This is a genomic window from Polaribacter aestuariivivens (genome assembly GCF_005885675.1).
In the GTDB taxonomy this organism is placed as follows: domain Bacteria; phylum Bacteroidota; class Bacteroidia; order Flavobacteriales; family Flavobacteriaceae; genus Polaribacter; species Polaribacter aestuariivivens.
Genome location: NZ_VANR01000002.1, coordinates 438159 through 456746, shown reverse-complemented (window position 1 = coordinate 456746; position 18588 = coordinate 438159). Strand labels below are relative to the sequence as shown.

Sequence of the window (18588 nt, the reverse complement as noted above, 5' to 3'; positions counted from 1 at the left end):
CTTACTAATTAAAACGTCATTACACCATTCTTTATTTGATGTAATGACGTTTTGGTACTCACAATTTCCATTCCATTTACTATTTCATACCGTACAAACGTTTGTTATTTGTATCTGGTTTTATATGTTTTAAATCACCATAAGGTTTTACTAAAGGCTTTAAAACACACAAGCCAGAAGTTCTACCTCTAATAATTAATTTGCTGTTTTTAGTAGTCCAATTCCATCTAAACTTATCTACAGGAACTTTTAGTTTTTTTAATTCAGCAGTTAATTCATCATGAGCGTCAATCCAATCCATAACTTGATCTTGTGAAGTAAATTTTGGCATTTCATTATCTGTATTATGAAAATCAAACTCCCAAAGAATAGGTATTGTAAATTGTGTTGTGTAAGCTTCACCAACATATCTTTCTTCTTCATTATTTAATGCATCATACCAATCTATTTCTGTTTCTTCTGGGTATTTTTTTGCAATTTCTTTTGATAAGTCCATTTTCCCTGGTGAGTTTGCAGTAGGGTAAAATACGTAGTATGGTTTTGCTAAATAATGATTAGAAAATTTTCCGCCAAAAATAGTGTGATATGGAGATGCAATTACTTTCGGGTTTTCTTTTGCGTGAAAAGCATCTTTTAAAGTGTTGATTAAATCGTTATTTTCAATTAACCCAGAAGCGTGAAAAATAATTTTAGAATTACTGTTTACAACGTTTCTTAATTTTGGAAGCGTACCTTGAGTTATTGTTCTCCTTAAAGTTTGTGCGTTAATTTTATCACCTCTTACAACAGTTTCTAAGTTCATACCTTTATAAGGGTTGCTCTTATTTACAATATGAATTTCGCTATAAGGATGTTGTTTTCCATTTTCGTTTAACCAAAGAATAATTTCTTCTAAAGAATATTGACCATCCACCACTTTTAATCCTTTTTCCTTAAAATATTTTCTAGCTGTAGAATAAAAGGTTTCATTTCCTTTATCAAAACCTGCTATAAAAACAATAGGTTTTTGATAAACGATTTCTTTAACTTCTTCAGAAATGGGTGTGCTGTTTTCTGCAATAACTTTTGTGTTGCTTTCTTTTTTTGATTCAGGATTATCACACTGTAAACAAAGTGTTAATGCGATTATAAAAGAAAATAAAATTGCTGATTTTTTTAATAATGTTTTCATGATTTCTACTTTTTTAAAGGTTATTATACCGTAAAAGTAGCGTAGAAGTAAGGCTTAATTTTGGCTGTTTTAGAATTCGTAAAGTTTAATTTAGAATTCGTGTTAAAACAGTATATTCTAAAATAATTTTAATGAATTTTTATTCATTTTCATGATTATAAACTACCAATTCTGTTAATCCTTTTTCATTAGGATTTTTTGCGAAAGAACGTAAATACACATCCATAAAATTAATGATTCTATCTTCTGGATAAAACAATACTTTATTATCATATTGTGCCCATTCATTCATATTTATAAATGCTTTTCCGTTGTTGTATCTGTAAAAATTTTGAATGTGTTCTGGTAAATTTTCTTCCAATTCTTCATTTAAATAAACATTGTAATAGTTTAAATCTGCAGTAAAAAAATGAAAAGAAAGTAAACTGTCATAAAAACCCGTTAAGTTATTTGCTAAAGGTAGAAAAATGGTAAAAATTAAAATTGCAATTTTTTGCTTGTTGAAAAACTTTAAAAAAAACTCCAAAGCATTCGTTGTTTTTAAGGTCCAAAAGATAATGATTACAGAAAACATATTTTGAATATTCCAAGGCACAACATTATAACCATAACCTAAATAAAATAGTAAAAAGGTAATGATTGCGTGCATAGATAAAATAAAAAGAACACCAAATTTTCTAGTTTTATTAAATAGCAACAAAACACCCATTAAAGCTTCTAGCCAAGGTACTGCATAAGTAAAGCCTACTAAAAACCATTGAGGTAAAAAACTAAAATGTTTATTTAAAGCACTTAGCCATTGCACATAAAAGGCTTCGTTTACTTTTTGAATTCCACTCCAAAAGTAGGTTGCAAAAAATATGAGAATTACTGTATATAAAACTTTTCTGTAATTTGTGTTTTTTGGAAAAATTTCAATAGCTAATATGGTTAAAAAACTTTGGTAGAAGTAGGGTTGAAGTCTATTTTGATCTACCAGAGCTAAATATAAATAGAGTAAAACAATAGTCCAACCTTGCCATCTTTTATTTTGAAAAATGTACAAAACTTGAATGAAAAAGAAAAAACCAGCTAAAATATAATCAACAGGATTTATTGGAATTGGTAACCAATCAAATAGTGGGATTACTGGAAAAACTTTTGTGGTTATCCATAATTTTGGCGCATAAATCATTAACACCAAAACTGCAAGAATTGCTAAAATTCTTACGTAATTCACTTTTTGTTTGTCTGTTAAGTTTGTTATTTTTTCAATCATAAAAATGAAATTATAATTTTAAAACACCAGTTTCTCAGCTAAATATTTGGCAGTATATGATTCTTTATTTCTTGCTAATTCTTCTGGGGTTCCTTGAAAAATCAATTTTCCACCATTTTTACCACCTTCTAAACCTAAATCTATAATATAATCTGCACATTTAATGAGTTCTATATTGTGCTCAATAACTACAATAGAATGTCCGCGTTCAATTAAGGCATTAAAAGATTTTAATAATTTTTTAATATCATGAAAATGCAAACCTGTAGTAGGTTCATCAAAAATAAACAAGGCTTTGTCTTTAGTGTTTCCTTTTACTAAAAACGATGCTAATTTAATTCTTTGTGCTTCTCCACCAGAAAGTGTAGACGAAGACTGCCCCAATTGTACATAACCCAAACCAACATCTTGTAAAGGCTTTAATTTACTAGCAATTTTAGTAACTAAGTTTTCTGAGAAAAATGCTACAGCGTCGTCAATTGTTAAATTTAAAATATCGTTAATTGATTTTCCATCAAATTTTACTTCTAAAACTTCTTTTTTAAAACGTTTACCATTACATACATCACATTCTAAATGTACATCTGCCATAAATTGCATTTCTATAGTAACTTCACCTTCACCTTTACAGGTTTCACAACGTCCACCTTCTACATTAAAAGAAAAATGTTTGGGTTTATAGTTTCTTATTTTTGATAATTTTTGATTTGAAAAAAGTGAACGAATATCATCATAAGCCTTAATATAAGTTACTGGATTGGAACGAGAAGAACGTCCAATAGGGTTTTGATCGATAAATTCGACGTGTTTTAAAGTTTCAAAATCTCCTTTTACCTCTGTATGTTGTCCAATTTTATCACCATAGCCAACTAGCTTTTTTTGCATTGTTGGATACAATATTTTTTTAACCAATGTGCTTTTTCCTGAACCAGAAACTCCTGTAATTACGGATAAACAATTTAATGGAAACGTAACATCTATATTTTGTAAATTGTGTTCTCTTGCTCCAATAACTTGTATTTTATTCTTTGGTTTTCTACGTTTTGTAGGAACTTCAATTCTAAATTCATCATTTAAATATTTTGCAGTTAATGAGTTAGATTGTAAGATTTTTTCAAAATTACCTTCAGCAACTACATTTCCACCATAAGTACCTGCTTCAGGTCCAATATCTATAATATAATCTGCTTCTTTCATGATGTCTTCATCATGTTCTACAACAACAACTGTGTTCCCTAAATCTCGTAAATTTTTTAATACTCCAATTAACCTTTCAGTATCTTTTGGGTGCAAGCCAATACTTGGCTCATCTAAAATATACATAGAGCCTACTAAAGAACTTCCTAAAGAAGTTGCTAAATTAATACGCTGGCTCTCTCCTCCAGAAAGTGTGTTGGAAGTTCTGTTAATGGTTAAATAATTTAAACCAACATCTGTTAAAAATTGTATTCTGTTATTTATTTCTGTCAACAAACGTTTTCCAATTTTTTCTTCGTATTTGTTTAAGGTTATTTTTTTGAAGAAAACTGCCAATTCATCTAAAGGTAGAGCTACTAAATCAGAAATATTTTTATCATTTATTTTTACATAATTGGCTTCTTTACGTAAACGTTTGCCATAGCAAGTGGTACATTTTGTTTTTCCTCGGTAACGTGAAAGCATTACACGATTCTGAATTTTATAACTTTTTTCTTCTAAAGCAGTAAAAAAATGCTGAATTCCGTTGAAAGATTTATTTCCACTCCAAACTAATTCCTTTTGTTTTTCTGTTAGTTGAAACCAAGGTTTATGAACAGGAATATCAAATTTATAAGCAACATCAATCAAATTTTCTTTATAATGAATAAACGAAGGAGTTTTAAATGGAAAAATAGCATCTTCCATAATGGATAAGCCTGTATTTGGAATCACCAAATCTTCATCAATTCCAATAACGTTTCCATAACCTTCGCAAGTAGGGCAAGCCCCATAAGGATTGTTAAAACTAAATAAATGTGTATTGGGTTCTAAGAAAGACATTTCGTCTAAATCGAATTTATTACTGAATTCTGAAACGTTATTGTCTGCTAAATTTTCAATAAAGCAAACTCCTTTTCCTTCAAAAAAAGCAGTTTGAATAGCATCTGCTAATCTATTGTAAAAATCTTCATCGTCTTTGGTTACAATTCTATCAACCACTAAATATAATGGCTCATTTTTAAAATCTTTCTGAGGAAAATCGGCAATTCTATGCACTTTATCATTCCATTTTAAACGAGCATAACCTTGTTGTTCTAAAACTTGTAAAACAGTTTTTAAATCTCTGTTTTCATCAATTACAATTGGAGCAAGTAGTAAAAGTTTGGTTTTTTCTTCAAACTTTTTTACAAAATTAACTACATCTGCAACCGTATCTTTTTTAACTTCATTACCAGAAATAGGAGAGTAGGTTTTACCAATTCTAGCAAATAACAATTTTATATAATCGTAAATTTCTGTTGATGTTCCAACTGTTGAACGTGGATTTGTAGAGTTTACTTTTTGCTCAATGGCAATTGCTGGAGCAATACCTTTTATATAATCTACCTTTGGTTTGTCTAATTTTCCTAAAAACTGACGTGCATAAGAACTTAAACTCTCTACATAACGTCTTTGGCCTTCTGCATATAAGGTATCAAAAGCCAAAGAAGATTTACCAGAACCAGAAAGTCCTGTAATTACAACTAATTTATTTCTTGGAATAACAACATCAATATTTTTTAAATTGTGCAGTTTTGCACCTTTTATGATAATGTTTTCTTTAGGATTTACTCGAGAAATATCTGTCTTCATGTATCAAAAATATAAGCTATAAATTTACCAAAAAATTACCTCTTAATATAGATTGAAAAAATCTTTTTTATAAAAAGTTTGTTGGATTGAAAAATAATATTCATATTTGTGAAGTATAAACAACACAAAATTAGACGTATATAGCCCAAAAATTACTTTAAAAATTATTAACAAATAATAAATCGAAAAGCTCTCTTGCTTTTCTTAAAGTAATTATGATACGTGCAAATTCAATTTCAGATAGCGTTTTAGTTAGCAGTTATATTAAAGGAGATGAAAATTCTTTATCTATTTTAATTAACAAACACAAACAAAGATTGTTTAGCTTTATTTACAGTAAAGTACAAGACAAAGACATTACAGAAGATATTTTTCAGGATACTTTTATAAAGGTAATTAGAACCTTAAAAAAAGGAAATTACAATGAAGAAGGTAAATTTTTGCCTTGGGTAATGCGTATTGCGCATAATTTGGTGATTGATTATTTTAGAAAAAATAATAGAATGCCAAAATTTCAAAATACAGACGAGTTTAATATTTTTTCTGTTATAAATGATGGAAGTTTAAATGCTGAAAAACAAATTATACAAGAACAAATTTATGATGATGTTCGTGAATTAATTAAAGAACTACCTGAAGAACAAAAAGAAGTTTTAGTAATGCGCATGTATAAAGACATGAGTTTTAAAGAAATTAGTGAAAACACAGGCGTTAGTATAAATACAGCCTTGGGTAGAATGCGTTATGCATTGATAAACATGCGTAAATTAATTGAGAAGCATAAAATTATTTTGGTGAACTAACAATAAAGTAAAAATAGCAACGTTACTATTTTAATAACCAACAATTTAAATAGTATATATGATGCAACTTTACTCAAAAAAGCCTTCTGAATTACAGATGCAACCCAAAAAAGAAACAATTCAATTTTTGATTAATTTTTCCAAATCGTTAAGAGTTGTAAAAACAAAATCAAAAGATTTCATTGAATTGAATTTGAATTAAGAGTGGAAAAATCCTTAACGTAAGTTAAGGGTTTTTTTATGCATTTATTTTTTTATCAAAAAAAGTGATTCCGTTCATTTAAATTTTATTTAAGTTAATTAAAATTTAATATAATAGCGAACTTGCAATCATGGAAAATATATTAGTAGCAGGTGCAAATGGTACCACAGGAAAAAAAATAGTGAATCTTTTAGAATCATCTCAATACTTTAATCCAATTGCTATGGTTAGAAAAGAAACACAAAAAAAACAATTTGAAGATAAAGGAATAAAAACAGTTTTAGCAGACTTAGAAAAAGAAGTATCTCACACAACAAAAGGTATTGATAAAATTATATTTGCTGCAGGTTCTGGAGGTAAAAAGGTAAAAGAAGTAGACCAAGAAGGAGCAAAAAAATTAATAGATGCTGCAAAAAAAGACAATATTAAAAAATTTGTTATGCTAAGTTCAATGGGAGCAGATCATCCAGAAAAAACAAAAGATTTAAAAGAATATTTAGGGGCAAAACAAAATGCAGATGTTTATTTGAGAAAAAGCAATATTCCATATTCCATAGTAAGACCTGGAGCTTTGACAGACGAAAAAGGAACAGGAAAAATAAAATTAGATAAAAAATTAAATACATCTGGAGAAATTTCTAGAACAGATGTTGCACAAACGTTGGTTCATGTTTTACATGATCCTGCTTTTGTAAACGATACTTTTGAAATTTTAGAAGGAGAAACTTTAATTGGAAAAGCAATTCCTAACTAATGTTTAAACAAATTAAAAAAAAACACCTTATTTAAGGTGTTTTTTTGTTTTATAATAAGCATCTAAAACGGATTTTCTACCAATTGTTTTTGTAATAATATCTTTTTCTAAATCCCAGCCTCTTGCAGGAGAATATTCACGACCATACCAAATAATTTGCAAATGTAAATCGTTCCATAATTCTTTAGGAAATAAACGTTTTGCATCTTTTTCTGTTTGAGCAACACTTTTTCCGTTAGACAAATTCCAACGAAACATTAAACGTTGTATATGTGTATCAACAGGAAAAGCTGGTACACCAAAAGCTTGACTCATTACAACACTAGCTGTTTTATGACCAACAGCAGGTAATTCTTCTAAACCATCAAAAGACTGTGGAACTTCGCCATTATATTTTTCAATTATTATTTTAGACAAGCCATAAATACCTTTACTTTTCATTGGTGATAAACCACAAGGACGTATAATTTCTTTAATTTCTTCAACAGACATTTTTACCATATCAAACGGATTATCTGCTTTCTCAAATAGTAAAGGTGTAATTTGATTTACGCGAACATCTGTACATTGTGCAGATAATAAAACAGCTATTAATAAAGTATAAGCATCTTTATGATCTAAAGGAATTGGAATTTCTGGATATAATTCTTGTAATTTGTCTATTACGAATTGTACTTTTTCTTGTTTGTTCATTCTTCTAAGAATTCAAGATTTAATATTTGAAGTTCAAATTTACAGTATCAAAAATAAATTTCAGTAAAATTTAAGATTACTTTTAAATGAACTCCTTTTAAACTTTGTATTTTTGAATTTACTAATTAAAAAATATTATGACAACACTAAAAATAGGAGATAAGGCACCACAATTTGAAGCGAAAGATAACTCAGGAAATACGATAAAGCTATCAGATTATCTTGGTAAAAAATTAGTTTTATTTTTTTATCCAAAGGCGAGTACACCAGGTTGTACCAATGAAGCTTGTGATTTACGCGATAATTATCAAACTTTTTTAGCAAAGGGTTATGACGTTTTAGGAGTAAGTGCAGATTCAGCAAAAAGACAACAAAATTTTATAAATAAAAACGAACTTCCTTTTCCACTTTTAGCTGATGAGGATAAAGTTGTAATTGAAGCTTTTGGTGTTTGGGGACCAAAAAAGTTTATGGGTAAAGAGTATGATGGAATTCATAGAACTACTTTTATTATTGACGAAAAAGGAGTAATTGAAGATGTTATTTCAAAAGTAAAAACCAAAGCACATGCTGCTCAAATTTTAGGTGAATAATTCGCTTTAAAAAGATATTGAAAACCAGATTATGCTCTTTTTGTTGGAATTATTATATGGATAGAAGTTCCATTTGAATTTGAATCTATAGCTAAGTTTCCACTCATTTGAGCTATTCTGGTTTTTACATTATTTAATCCAAAACCTTTTTTGTTGTTTTCAGTAAAACCAACACCATCATCTTTTAGCTCTAACACAATATCATTTTTATTTTGATAGATAGATATTTTAATTTTATTTGCTTTTGAGTGTTTGATGGCATTTGTTGTTAATTCAGAAATTATACGATACAAATGCAAACAATCTTGCTGACTTAATGAACTATTATCTAAACGAAAATTATGTGTAATTTTCTGTTCAGTTAAACCATCAATCTTTGAACAGAATTCAACTAAATTTTCTATAAAATTGTTTGAGTTTATTTTTGGAGCGTATAAACTGTTTAATAAATAACGATAATCTCTATTAAAAGCATCTAATATTTGTTGAATTTTTTCTGGAGTGTTTTTGTTGTTTTGCAATAAACGTAGCTTTAAAGCTTCTATATAACCGCCAAAAGTATCATGAACATCACTAACTAGTTTGTTTTTTTCTTCATGTTCAATTTTAAGTATGTTGTCTTGAAAGCTATTACGTAATTCTAAATTTTCGTTCGATAATTTTATTGCTAAAAATTCTGATTTCACAAATTGTCGAATAATATAGTACAGTATAAAACTCATTTCTATTGTAATCATCACAGGGTAAATATTATCAACTAAAAAACTACCTGTTAAAGAAATTGTTTGTTTTGGTTCTCCAAAAACATAAAAAATAAAAAAACCACTTATTGGTAATAAAAAGGCAACACCTAAATAAATAGGTAATACTTTTTTGATAATTAAGTACAAGTGAGAGCCTAATATAAACAGTGCACAAATTCTTAAAATAGAGTATAGGTAAACCTTATTTATATAAATTTTGTTTTGAGTATATTCAAAAATGAAAATACAACTTATAGCTAACCCTAAATAAGCAATAATTAAATATATTTTTTTAATGAACTGAGTTCTCTTTACAAAAGGATAAAAATTGATAAAGAAAAACATCATAGAAGTAATACTTAATGCTTGAAAAAGTATTCTTTTACTTGTTTGAAATACAGGTGAATAAGCAAAATTATATTGTAAATCTAACCCTTTGTAAAGTATAAATTCTATAATACAGAATGCTACATATAAAGCATACCAAAAAATAGCTTTTTTACGTTTTCCTGAAAATAAAAAAATAGCAATAACAATGAGCACTAAAAGAACGCCAATTTGCAATGCAATAACTGCATAATCTATTTGAGAAAATAAGTGATAATTGTATTCTGAAAGTAATAAAAATTTTAAAGTTGTTTTTTCTCTATTGTCTTTTATTTTTAAAAAAACATCAGTTTCAAAATTGCTTTTAGCTATTTTCCAAGTAGGTATTCTGTATTTCCAGTTTAATAAGTTTTTGTCAAGTAAACTAAAGGTTTGTAGCTCTTTTAAAGTGTCACTTCTTGTGTAAATTTTACCATATTCTAAAAACGGATTCCAAATTAAAAAGTAAAAATCTTCTTTTTGAGGTTTTATTTTAAAATGAATCCAAGAAGTTTCTTTGTTTTTTAAATCGTAAAAAACTTTGTTTTCAAAAGGGATGTTAAATTGATTTTTGTCATATAAGTCTATGACGTTTTTAATTGAAAGACTATCATTTTTCTGATTTAAAAAATGTAAAGATTTGTAAAAATTTGATGGAGTATTTAATGTTGGTGTGTTACAAGAAAAACAGGCTATTAAAATAAATAGAAGTGATAGTTTCACTAAGTTTTTCATGTTAAATAAAATTTAAGCAACAATTAAACCATGTTGAATTCCAAATTTTATCAACTCAGGTGTACTGCTGGTGTTTGTAATTTCGAATAAATCTCTTTTATGAGACTTTAAAGAACTTTCTGTAATATTTAATATTGTTGAAAGTTCTTTTTCTTTTTTATCTGAATGAATATATAACGCTTGCAAAACTTCCAACTTTCTTTTCGTAAAAACGTGGTTTCCAATTTTAATTTTTGAGTTTTTCTTTTCAAACTTTTTTTGATCACTGTAAAAACAATTTAAAATGATTTCTTTAAAATTTGCTAAATCTCCATCTTTTCCAACAAAAAAATCGACACCGCTTTTCATTGCTTTGTCTTTAATAAAATTATTGTTCATAGTAGTTAAAGCAATAATTTTAAAATTTTTGTTGTTACTTTTTATTTCCGGAATAAAATTTAAAGAGCTTTCGCCATTAAAGTTAATATCTAAAATTAATACATCTAAAATATTATTGTTGGTGAATTCTATCAACTCATTTAAAGTGGTAAATGTATGAGCTACATTAATTTCTTCATGAATATTTAAACTGTCTTTTAAAGCATCACAAAAGAAACGATTATCGTCTGCAATAATCGTTTTAATAGGGGGTTTATTCATTTATAGGGACTTCAATTTTAAATTTTGTTCCATTGTTTTCGGTATCAATTTTCAAAATACCTTTCATTTGTTCTACGCGTTCTTTTACATTTTTTAAACCAAATCCTTTTTTGGTTTTTGTATTTTGATTCAAGCCAATTCCGTTGTCAATAACCTCTAAAATAAGAATTTTATTGTTTTTTTGATGCAATAAAATCGAAATTTCTGAAGATTTTGAATATTTAATGGCATTTGTAGTCAATTCTGAAATGATACGATATAAATGCACACATTTTTCTTGATGCAAATCAATATTAGAAATTTTAAAATCATATTTGATATCTTGTTCTGTGAGTGAATTTAATTTTTTACAAAATTCAACCAAACTTTCTACAAAATTTTCTGAATTAATTTTTGGAGCATACAAGCTGTTTAATAAATACCTGTAATCTTTATAAAAAGCATCTAATATTTCTTGTATTTTTTCTGGTGTATTTTCTGTTTTTTGAAGTAACCTAAGTTTTAAAGCCTCTAAATAACCTCCAAAAGTATCATGCACATTGCTTACCAATTTATTTTGTTCTTGATGCTGAATTTCTAAAGCCTTGTTCTGAAAATTGTATTTCAACTCATCACTTACTTTCTTAAGTTTAAAGTATTGCTTTTGAGTATTAATTACAGAATCGAAAATAAATCGTGTAAATAAAAGTATTTCTATGGCAAGTGCTAAGTAATAGGTGTTTGGTCCACTAAAAAAAACACCTAAACCACTTGTGACATCTGGATTGTACATTTGTCCGAAAATTACAGCTACAATTGGCATAACAAAAGCAATTACCAAATAGAATGGTAGTTGTTTTTTGTAGGTTAAATAAAAATGGTTGATAATCCAAGTGAAAACAATTAGCTGTAAAATAATCCAAACAGTTAAAAAATAGCTTTCTAAACCACCATAAAGAAATTTATAAAAATAAATACATAACAACGGAATTGTTAAAATGATTCCCCATCTAAAAACAGCTTTCGATATTTTTTCATTTTTACCAAATTTGTAAAATTTCAAGTAAAAGAAACCTAACAACATGGTTCCAAGAGTTTGACTCAAACTTCTGAAATTATTGATTAAAAAAGAACTATCTGACCAAAAGTATTGAACCCCCAAACCTTTTCCTGCTAAAAACTCTATAATAGCAGTAACAATATAAAATGCATAAAAAAGTACAACATATTCTTTTTTTAATACTGCAAAAAAAGTTAACACCAGCGTCATTGAAATTAAAAAAGCCAAATACAAGCCAAAAAAAGTATATTCGGTTTCTACACGTTTTAAAAACTCGTTCTCGTTTTCTAAATGAAACAATAAACGTGTTCTTCCATTTTTATTTATAATTTTTAAAAACACGTCTGTTTTTAAAACGGAATCTGTAGGAATTTTCCAAACAGGATCTCTATAAAAAACATATTTATGCGGAAAATTCTCATTGTTAGATACTTGTTGTAGAGAATCTATTTCATCACCTCTTTTTAAATATATTTTTCCGTAAGCAAGGTAAGAATTGGAGTTTGTAAAATATTTAAAACGATTTTTTTTTGAAGAATTTACAGAAAAGTGAATCCAAAGAGTATTTGTTCCTAATTTTTTGTAAATCTGAGGTTTAGCCTCTTTTTTAAATGCACCTTCTTCATATTTTTCTACAATTTCAACAATATTGTAGTTATTGTTTTCTTCGAGTTGAAGAGAACTTATTTTTTCGTAAATGGTGGGGTCAGCTTTTTGAGAAAATAACGTAAAAGGCAGTAAAAACAGAATTAGGGTTCTCATTTTGGGGCTAAAAGACCGCACTAAAGTATGGTTTTTTTTAGATAGATAAAATTATTTTTGAGGAATATATAAATATAAATATTTAATAAATGGGGGTTGTTAAATTATTTAGTAAGTTGGATTTTGAAGAACGTGCAACTTTAAAGGTTGACACAAAAAAAAGATTACCAATACAAATTGTTAAAGATTTTCTTTTCTTTTTTGACATTTCTTTAGAAGATATTCCAAAATTTACTGTTTTTTCAAAAACTTTACAGAAAAATAAAAACTTTGTACAAAAGCATCAAAAAGAATTTAACTCTTTAACGGAAAGAGAAAAAGAAGTTTTTATTTTGGTGGTGAATGGTTACAAAACAGCTGAAATTGCTGAAGAACTGTATGTAGAAACCACTACAATTTCTACTCACAGAAAAAAAATAAAACAAAAACTTCAGTTAGAATCTATTTTTGATTGGTACAAATATGCAAAAGCATTTGAACTTATTGAATTTTAATAAACATTAAAATACCTAATTATAGGTATTGAATTACATACAATATATTCTCAAATTTGATTTTTTAAAACACTATTATTATGAAAACAAAACTACTTTTACTTTTTTTGCTCACATTTTCTATTTGCGCAAATTCACAAACAATTTCAATTCCAGATACTAATTTTGAACAAGCCTTAATAGATATGGGTTTAGATTCAAATGGGTTGAATGGAAATATTTTAGAAGTTGAAGCAGATACGATTACAAAACTGTCTTTAAGCAATAAGAATATTGCTAGTTTAGAAGGTATAAAATCTTTCAAAAAATTAGAAAGACTTACATTTTCTGGAAATCCATTAACTGATTTAGATTTAACAGGACTTCAGTTTTTAAATTATGTAGGTGCAAATAGTACAGGATTAATTTCTATTACAATGGCAGATAATCCTGCAATAGAAAGTATGAACTTAAACTTTAATAGTAGTTTAGCGACTGTAGATATTACAGGTTGTACAAATTTAGATAACTTTCAAATTGGTTTAACAGCAATTCAGAGTATAGATTTAAGTCAAAATACCAAACTGAGATACTTTCTTTTAGCATTAAACAAATTAAATAGTTTAGATGTAAGTAATAATACGTTGTTAGAAACGGTTACAGCTTATAGTAATGAGATTTCTTCGTTTACAGGAAACGCTTCATTAAAAAATATAGATTTAAGTGGTAACCAAATGGCTTCATTTGATGCCTCTAAAATGCCAGATTTAGAAAGTTTAAATTTAAATCAACAAAAAGTAGATTTTACTTCATTAAATATTACAGGATTAACTAAAATAAAAGAATTATATCTTCGTGAAAATAATTTAGGAAGTATAGATGTAAGTAATCTTATTTTCTTAGAAAAATTAGGTGTTAGCGACAGTAATTTTACGGCTTTAGATGTAAGTGCTAACGTAAATTTAGATCAGTTATATGCAGTAAATAATCAAATTGCTACGTTAGATATTACTAATAATGTAAAACTGAAAGAGCTATATATAAGAGCAAATTCAATTACTTCACTAGATCTTTCCAATAACGAAAAACTTGCAATGTTAGAGGTTTCTGAAAATCCTTTAACTGAATTAGATTTAGGAAAAAATCCAATTACAAAGTTTTTAGCGAACGATTTACCAGACATTACCAAAATAAATTTGAATAATAATTTCAATCAATTTATTGCTGAAATTAGTTTGTTAAATAACCCAAGTTTAAATTGTGTTCAGGTAGATGATGTTTCATTTGCAACAACAAATTTTACAAACGTAACCAATGCCAGCGTTTTTAATGCCGATTGTGGATATGCTTCACCAGTAACAGCAGATAATCCTGTAGCAATACCAGATTCAAATTTTGAGCAGCAATTGATTGCTCTAGGTTTTGATAATAATGGTTTAAACGGATATATTTTAGAATCTGAAGCAAACGTTGTTGATAGTTTGAATATTGATGGAAAAGGAATTTCATCTTTAGTAGGTATTCAAAAAATGTCTAACTTATTATATTTAAGAGCAAATAATAACAGTTTAACATCAATTGATGTTACTCAAAATCAGAAACTTACATATTTAAATTTAGATGGCAATGATTTATCAACTATTGACGTTTCTGCAAATTCTGATTTAGAGTTAATTTCTATTTTTGGAGGTAGTAGTGGATTAACAACGGTAGATTTATCTAACAATTTAAAATTAAAAAGTGTTTATTTAACAACATTAACAAACTTAGAAACGGTTACATTTGGTAACTCACCAGATTTAACTTTTATTCAATTAGCTTACAATAAGATTTCTGCATTAGATTTAACAGGCTTACCAAGTTTAGAAACTTTAAGAATCCCTAATCAAGAAATGACGAGCTTAGATGTTTCACAAAACCCAAATCTGTCTGTTTTATGGGCATCAAATAACCAAATTGCTGGTAATTTAGATTTGTCTAATAATACTTCATTAACACAACTTTTAGTTGACGGAAATCAAATTACAGGTCTTGATGTTTCACAAAATCAAAATTTAACTTTTTTACGATCTTACAACAACCAAATTACTGCAATAGATGTTACAAACAATACTGAATTACAATATTTATGGTTAGGTGGTAGTAATGCAGATTTAAGTGGTCAATCAGAAACCAATACCATATCTACAATAGATGTTACAAACAACACAAAATTATTAGAAATAATTGTTGCTGGTTTAAATTTATCAACAATAGATGTTTCTCAAAATACAGATTTAACCTTGTTAAACGTAAATTCAAATAATTTAACCAACTTGGATATTTCTGCAAATGACGCTTTAAAAGTTTTGGCGATAGGTATAAATCCAATCACAGCAATTGATGTTTCTGATAAACCAGAATTAACAGAATTACGAGTTTATTCAACAAACGTTGTAGAAATAGATGCTTCACAAAACTCTAAACTTACAATTTTAGACATTGCAGATAATGCAGACTTAACATCACTGAATTTAAGAAATGGAAACAATGCAAATTTCACAGAATTAAACCTTATTAATAATCCAAATTTAAATTGTATTACTGTTGATGATCCAAATTTTGATACCAGTAATTTTAACATAGATACTGGTTTAAATTTTCAAGCAAATTGTAACTTGTCTTCAGATGTAACTACAATTTCAGATGCAAGTTTTGAACAAGCTTTGATAGATTTAGGTTGGGATACAAATGGTTTAAATGGAAATATTTTAATTACTGAAGCACAAGCTATAGATAGTTTAAAAATTGGAAATCCAGTAACAAATGATTTAATACCAAATGTAGCATCTAAAATAAAAAGCATTTCTGGAATAGAAGCAATGGCTAATTTAAAATATTTAGATGTTCGTGATAATGAAATTTCAACTGTAGATTTATCATCAAACGTAAATTTAGAAAACGTTAGTTTGGGTCAAAACCTTTTAACAACTATAGATGTTTCAGCAAATACAAAATTAACGTCTTTATTTGTAAACGATAACCAGCTTACAGCTGTAGATGTATCTAATAACATATTGTTAGAAAGACTTGGTGTTATGAGAAATCAGTTGACTTCTATAAATGTTTCCACTTTGGTGAATTTAAAAGACTTATTTATTCACGGAAATAAATTAACTACGGTTGATTTAAGTCAAAATTCAAATTTAATTTTATTGCATGCTTACGATAATTTATTAACAGGTTTAAATGTTACCAACAACTTAGCTTTAGAGGTTTTAAGAATTGATAATAACCATTTACAAAATCCAAATAATCAAATTACAAGTATAGATGTTTCAAACAATATTGCCTTAACAGATTTTAGATTTTCTAACAATCCATTAACTTCTATTGATCTTACAAACAATGTAAATTTAGAGTTTATTACTTTTTATGGATTAGGCATTCCAAGTATAGATTTATCGCAAAACACCAAGCTAAAACGAATTTATGCAGGTTTTAATAACCAAATAACCTCTTTAGATATTACTGCAAATACAGAATTGGAGTGGTTGACATTTGTTGACAATCAAATTAATGAAATTGATATTTCCAATAATTCAAAACTACAAGTTTTTGTAATGGACAATAACAATTTATCTACTTTAGATGTTAGTAATAATCCGGACTTATACTGGTTGTCTTTTGAAAACAACAATATTTCAGAAATAGATATTTCTACGTTAACAGAATTAACCAACTTATATGCAAATGGAAACAATTTGAGCCAGTTAGACATCAGTAACAATTTAAAATTAATTTCTGATGAAAATCAAATTACTGTTAAGCTAGAGAATAATCCAGATTTACTTTGTATTCAAGTTGATGAAAATCAAGATACTACATATTGGGTAAAAGATGCTGCTGCAAGTTTTAATACAGACTGTAGTGGACAAACCATTGTACACATTCCAGATGCAAATATGAAAGCTGCTTTAGTTGCTGATACCTTTATCAATAGTAATGGTGATAATGAAATACAAGTTTCAGAAGCAGAAGCAATCACACAAACATTAACAGGAACTGGTTTAGGAATAAAAGATTTAACAGGTATAGAAGCCTTTGTAAACATTACAGGTTTAGTAATTTCCAATAATGAATTAACTAGTATTGACGTTTCTAAAAACACAAAATTAGAAGTATTAAATGTTGGTGGAAACCAACTTTCAACCATAGATATTTCCAATAACTTAGAACTTACAAGGTTAGAAGTTTGGGACAATAACCTGAGCACTATAGATGTTACTAAGAATACAAAATTAGATATTCTTTACCTATCAGGAAACAATTTATCTTCTGTAGATGTATCTAAAAATACCGAATTGACACAATTATCTATTTTACAAAATAATTTTGCATCAATAAATATTACAAATAACACAAAATTAAAAGTTTTTGATGCTTTTAGTAACCAATTAACAGGTGTTGATGTTACCAATAATAAAGACTTAGAACAATTGGTTTTGAGAGATAATAATATAATAAATATAGACATCAATCAAAACACTAAATTAAATACTTTACTATTGCAAAATAATAAGATTGAACGCGCTTTTCTTAGAAATGGAAATAATACAGCCATTACAACTTTTGATATTTCTGGAAATCCAGATTTAAAATGTATTGCTGTAAATGATGTAAATTTTGCAAATACAAATTGGACAAATAAAGATGCAGCTGCAAATTATAATACAGACTGTAATGCAGAATGGGAAGTTTATACTGAAGATACAGTATTAAGCACTTCATTAAACAACATTCCTGGTTTAGATGATGATGGTGATGGTGTAATTACTTACGAAGAAGCACAAGCATTTACGGGCGATTTAGATTTGAGTGGAAAAAACATTACCTCAGTAAAAGGTTTAGAAGCTTTTACAAATGCAACAAGTATCAATATTTCAGGAAACGTAATCACAGATATAAGTAGTTTAATTAGTGCAAATACAGTTATAGTTGCATCAAGATTAACAGGTAAAAAACGTTATTTAAATAGAAATACCAACAAATTAAAAGTTTTAAATGTTGCCAATAATTTAATTGAAGAAGTAGATGTTTCTAAGCTTACAAGTATTACAGAGTTAAATGTTAGCAACAATGAGTTAACCTATTTAAATGTAAACAATTCTTCAAATGCAACACTTGCAAAATTAGATGCAACAGGAAACCCTAATTTAGGATGTATTCAAGTTGATAATGTAGCAAATGCAACTGCAAATGCAGAATGGAAAAAAGATGCAACAGCAAGTTACAGTACTTTTTGTTCAAAAACATTATCTGTAGATGAAGCATTTTTAAGAGAAAACATTGCAATTTATCCAAACCCTGCAATTTCCAACGTACAAATTTCACTTTCTAGCGGACTTGAATTAAGGTCTGTAGAAGTTTATAATTTAGTTGGAAAACGAGTTTTAAAAACAACTAATAATGAGTTAAATATTAATAGTATTACTTCAGGTGTTTATTTTGTAAAAGTGATTACAAGCAAAGGCTCCATAAATACAAAATTAATTAAGAAATAATTA

Annotated in this window: 12 protein-coding genes; 5 read left to right on the top strand and 7 right to left on the bottom strand. The window is 27.4% G+C overall.

All coding sequences use genetic code 11. The features are described from left to right. Positions 1-79: 79 nt before the first annotated feature. From FDT66_RS05290 to uvrA, 3 genes are all read right to left on the bottom strand, one after another. The gene (locus FDT66_RS05290; protein WP_138535108.1) at positions 80-1171 is read right to left on the bottom strand and encodes a hypothetical protein; all 1092 of its coding nucleotides are present in this window, start codon (positions 1169-1171) and stop codon (positions 80-82) included. A 139-nt stretch (positions 1172-1310) separates the two neighbouring features. Further along, entirely contained in the window at positions 1311-2429 is a 1119-nt protein-coding gene (locus FDT66_RS05285) for a MauE/DoxX family redox-associated membrane protein (protein ID WP_138535107.1), read from the bottom strand. A gap of 18 nt (positions 2430-2447) precedes the next feature. Next, a complete protein-coding gene (uvrA, locus tag FDT66_RS05280; RefSeq protein WP_138535106.1) occupies positions 2448-5240 on the bottom strand; it encodes an excinuclease ABC subunit UvrA in 2793 nt (930 codons plus the stop codon). 215 nt (positions 5241-5455) lie between these two features. Here uvrA and FDT66_RS05275 point away from each other — a divergent pair, with 215 nt between their 5' ends. Both FDT66_RS05275 and FDT66_RS05270 read left to right on the top strand, forming a co-directional pair. Continuing rightward, entirely contained in the window at positions 5456-6043 is a 588-nt protein-coding gene (locus FDT66_RS05275) for an RNA polymerase sigma factor (protein ID WP_138535105.1), read from the top strand. Positions 6044-6375: 332 nt separating this feature from the next. Further along, complete coding sequence (locus FDT66_RS05270) at positions 6376-6999, top strand: SDR family oxidoreductase (protein ID WP_138535104.1); 624 nt, start codon at positions 6376-6378, stop codon at positions 6997-6999. Between the two features lie 27 nt (positions 7000-7026). Here the strand turns inward: FDT66_RS05270 and FDT66_RS05265 are convergent, their stop codons facing one another. Then, positions 7027-7692, bottom strand: coding sequence for an endonuclease III domain-containing protein (locus FDT66_RS05265; RefSeq protein WP_138535103.1), 666 nt, complete (start codon positions 7690-7692; stop codon positions 7027-7029). Between the two features lie 137 nt (positions 7693-7829). On the opposite strand from FDT66_RS05265, the gene bcp reads away from it, so the two are divergent. Next, positions 7830-8285 (top strand): thioredoxin-dependent thiol peroxidase, encoded by a 456-nt coding sequence (bcp, locus tag FDT66_RS05260; RefSeq protein ID WP_138535102.1) that lies wholly within the window; start codon positions 7830-7832, stop codon positions 8283-8285. A gap of 29 nt (positions 8286-8314) precedes the next feature. On the opposite strand, the gene FDT66_RS05255 is transcribed toward bcp, so the two are convergent. Genes FDT66_RS05255 through FDT66_RS05245 form a run of 3 tightly spaced genes read right to left on the bottom strand, consistent with a single transcriptional unit; the run spans position 8315 to position 12569 of the window. Further along, positions 8315-10129, bottom strand: coding sequence for an ATP-binding protein (locus FDT66_RS05255; RefSeq protein ID WP_138535101.1), 1815 nt, complete (start codon positions 10127-10129; stop codon positions 8315-8317). A 12-nt stretch (positions 10130-10141) separates the two neighbouring features. Then, positions 10142-10768, bottom strand: a complete 627-nt coding sequence (locus FDT66_RS05250; protein ID WP_138535100.1) for a response regulator transcription factor — start codon at positions 10766-10768, stop codon at positions 10142-10144. Beyond that, the gene (locus tag FDT66_RS05245; RefSeq protein WP_138535099.1) at positions 10761-12569 is read right to left on the bottom strand and encodes a sensor histidine kinase; all 1809 of its coding nucleotides are present in this window, start codon (positions 12567-12569) and stop codon (positions 10761-10763) included. Before FDT66_RS05245 ends, FDT66_RS05250 begins: the two co-directional genes overlap by 8 nt. An 89-nt stretch (positions 12570-12658) precedes the next feature. Here FDT66_RS05245 and FDT66_RS05240 point away from each other — a divergent pair, with 89 nt between their 5' ends. Together FDT66_RS05240 and FDT66_RS05235 are read left to right on the top strand one after the other, a co-directional pair. Then, positions 12659-13063 (top strand): response regulator transcription factor, encoded by a 405-nt coding sequence (locus FDT66_RS05240; RefSeq protein ID WP_138535098.1) that lies wholly within the window; start codon positions 12659-12661, stop codon positions 13061-13063. A gap of 80 nt (positions 13064-13143) precedes the next feature. Then, entirely contained in the window at positions 13144-18585 is a 5442-nt protein-coding gene (locus FDT66_RS05235; protein WP_138535097.1) for a T9SS type A sorting domain-containing protein, read from the top strand. Positions 18586-18588 lie beyond the last annotated feature (3 nt).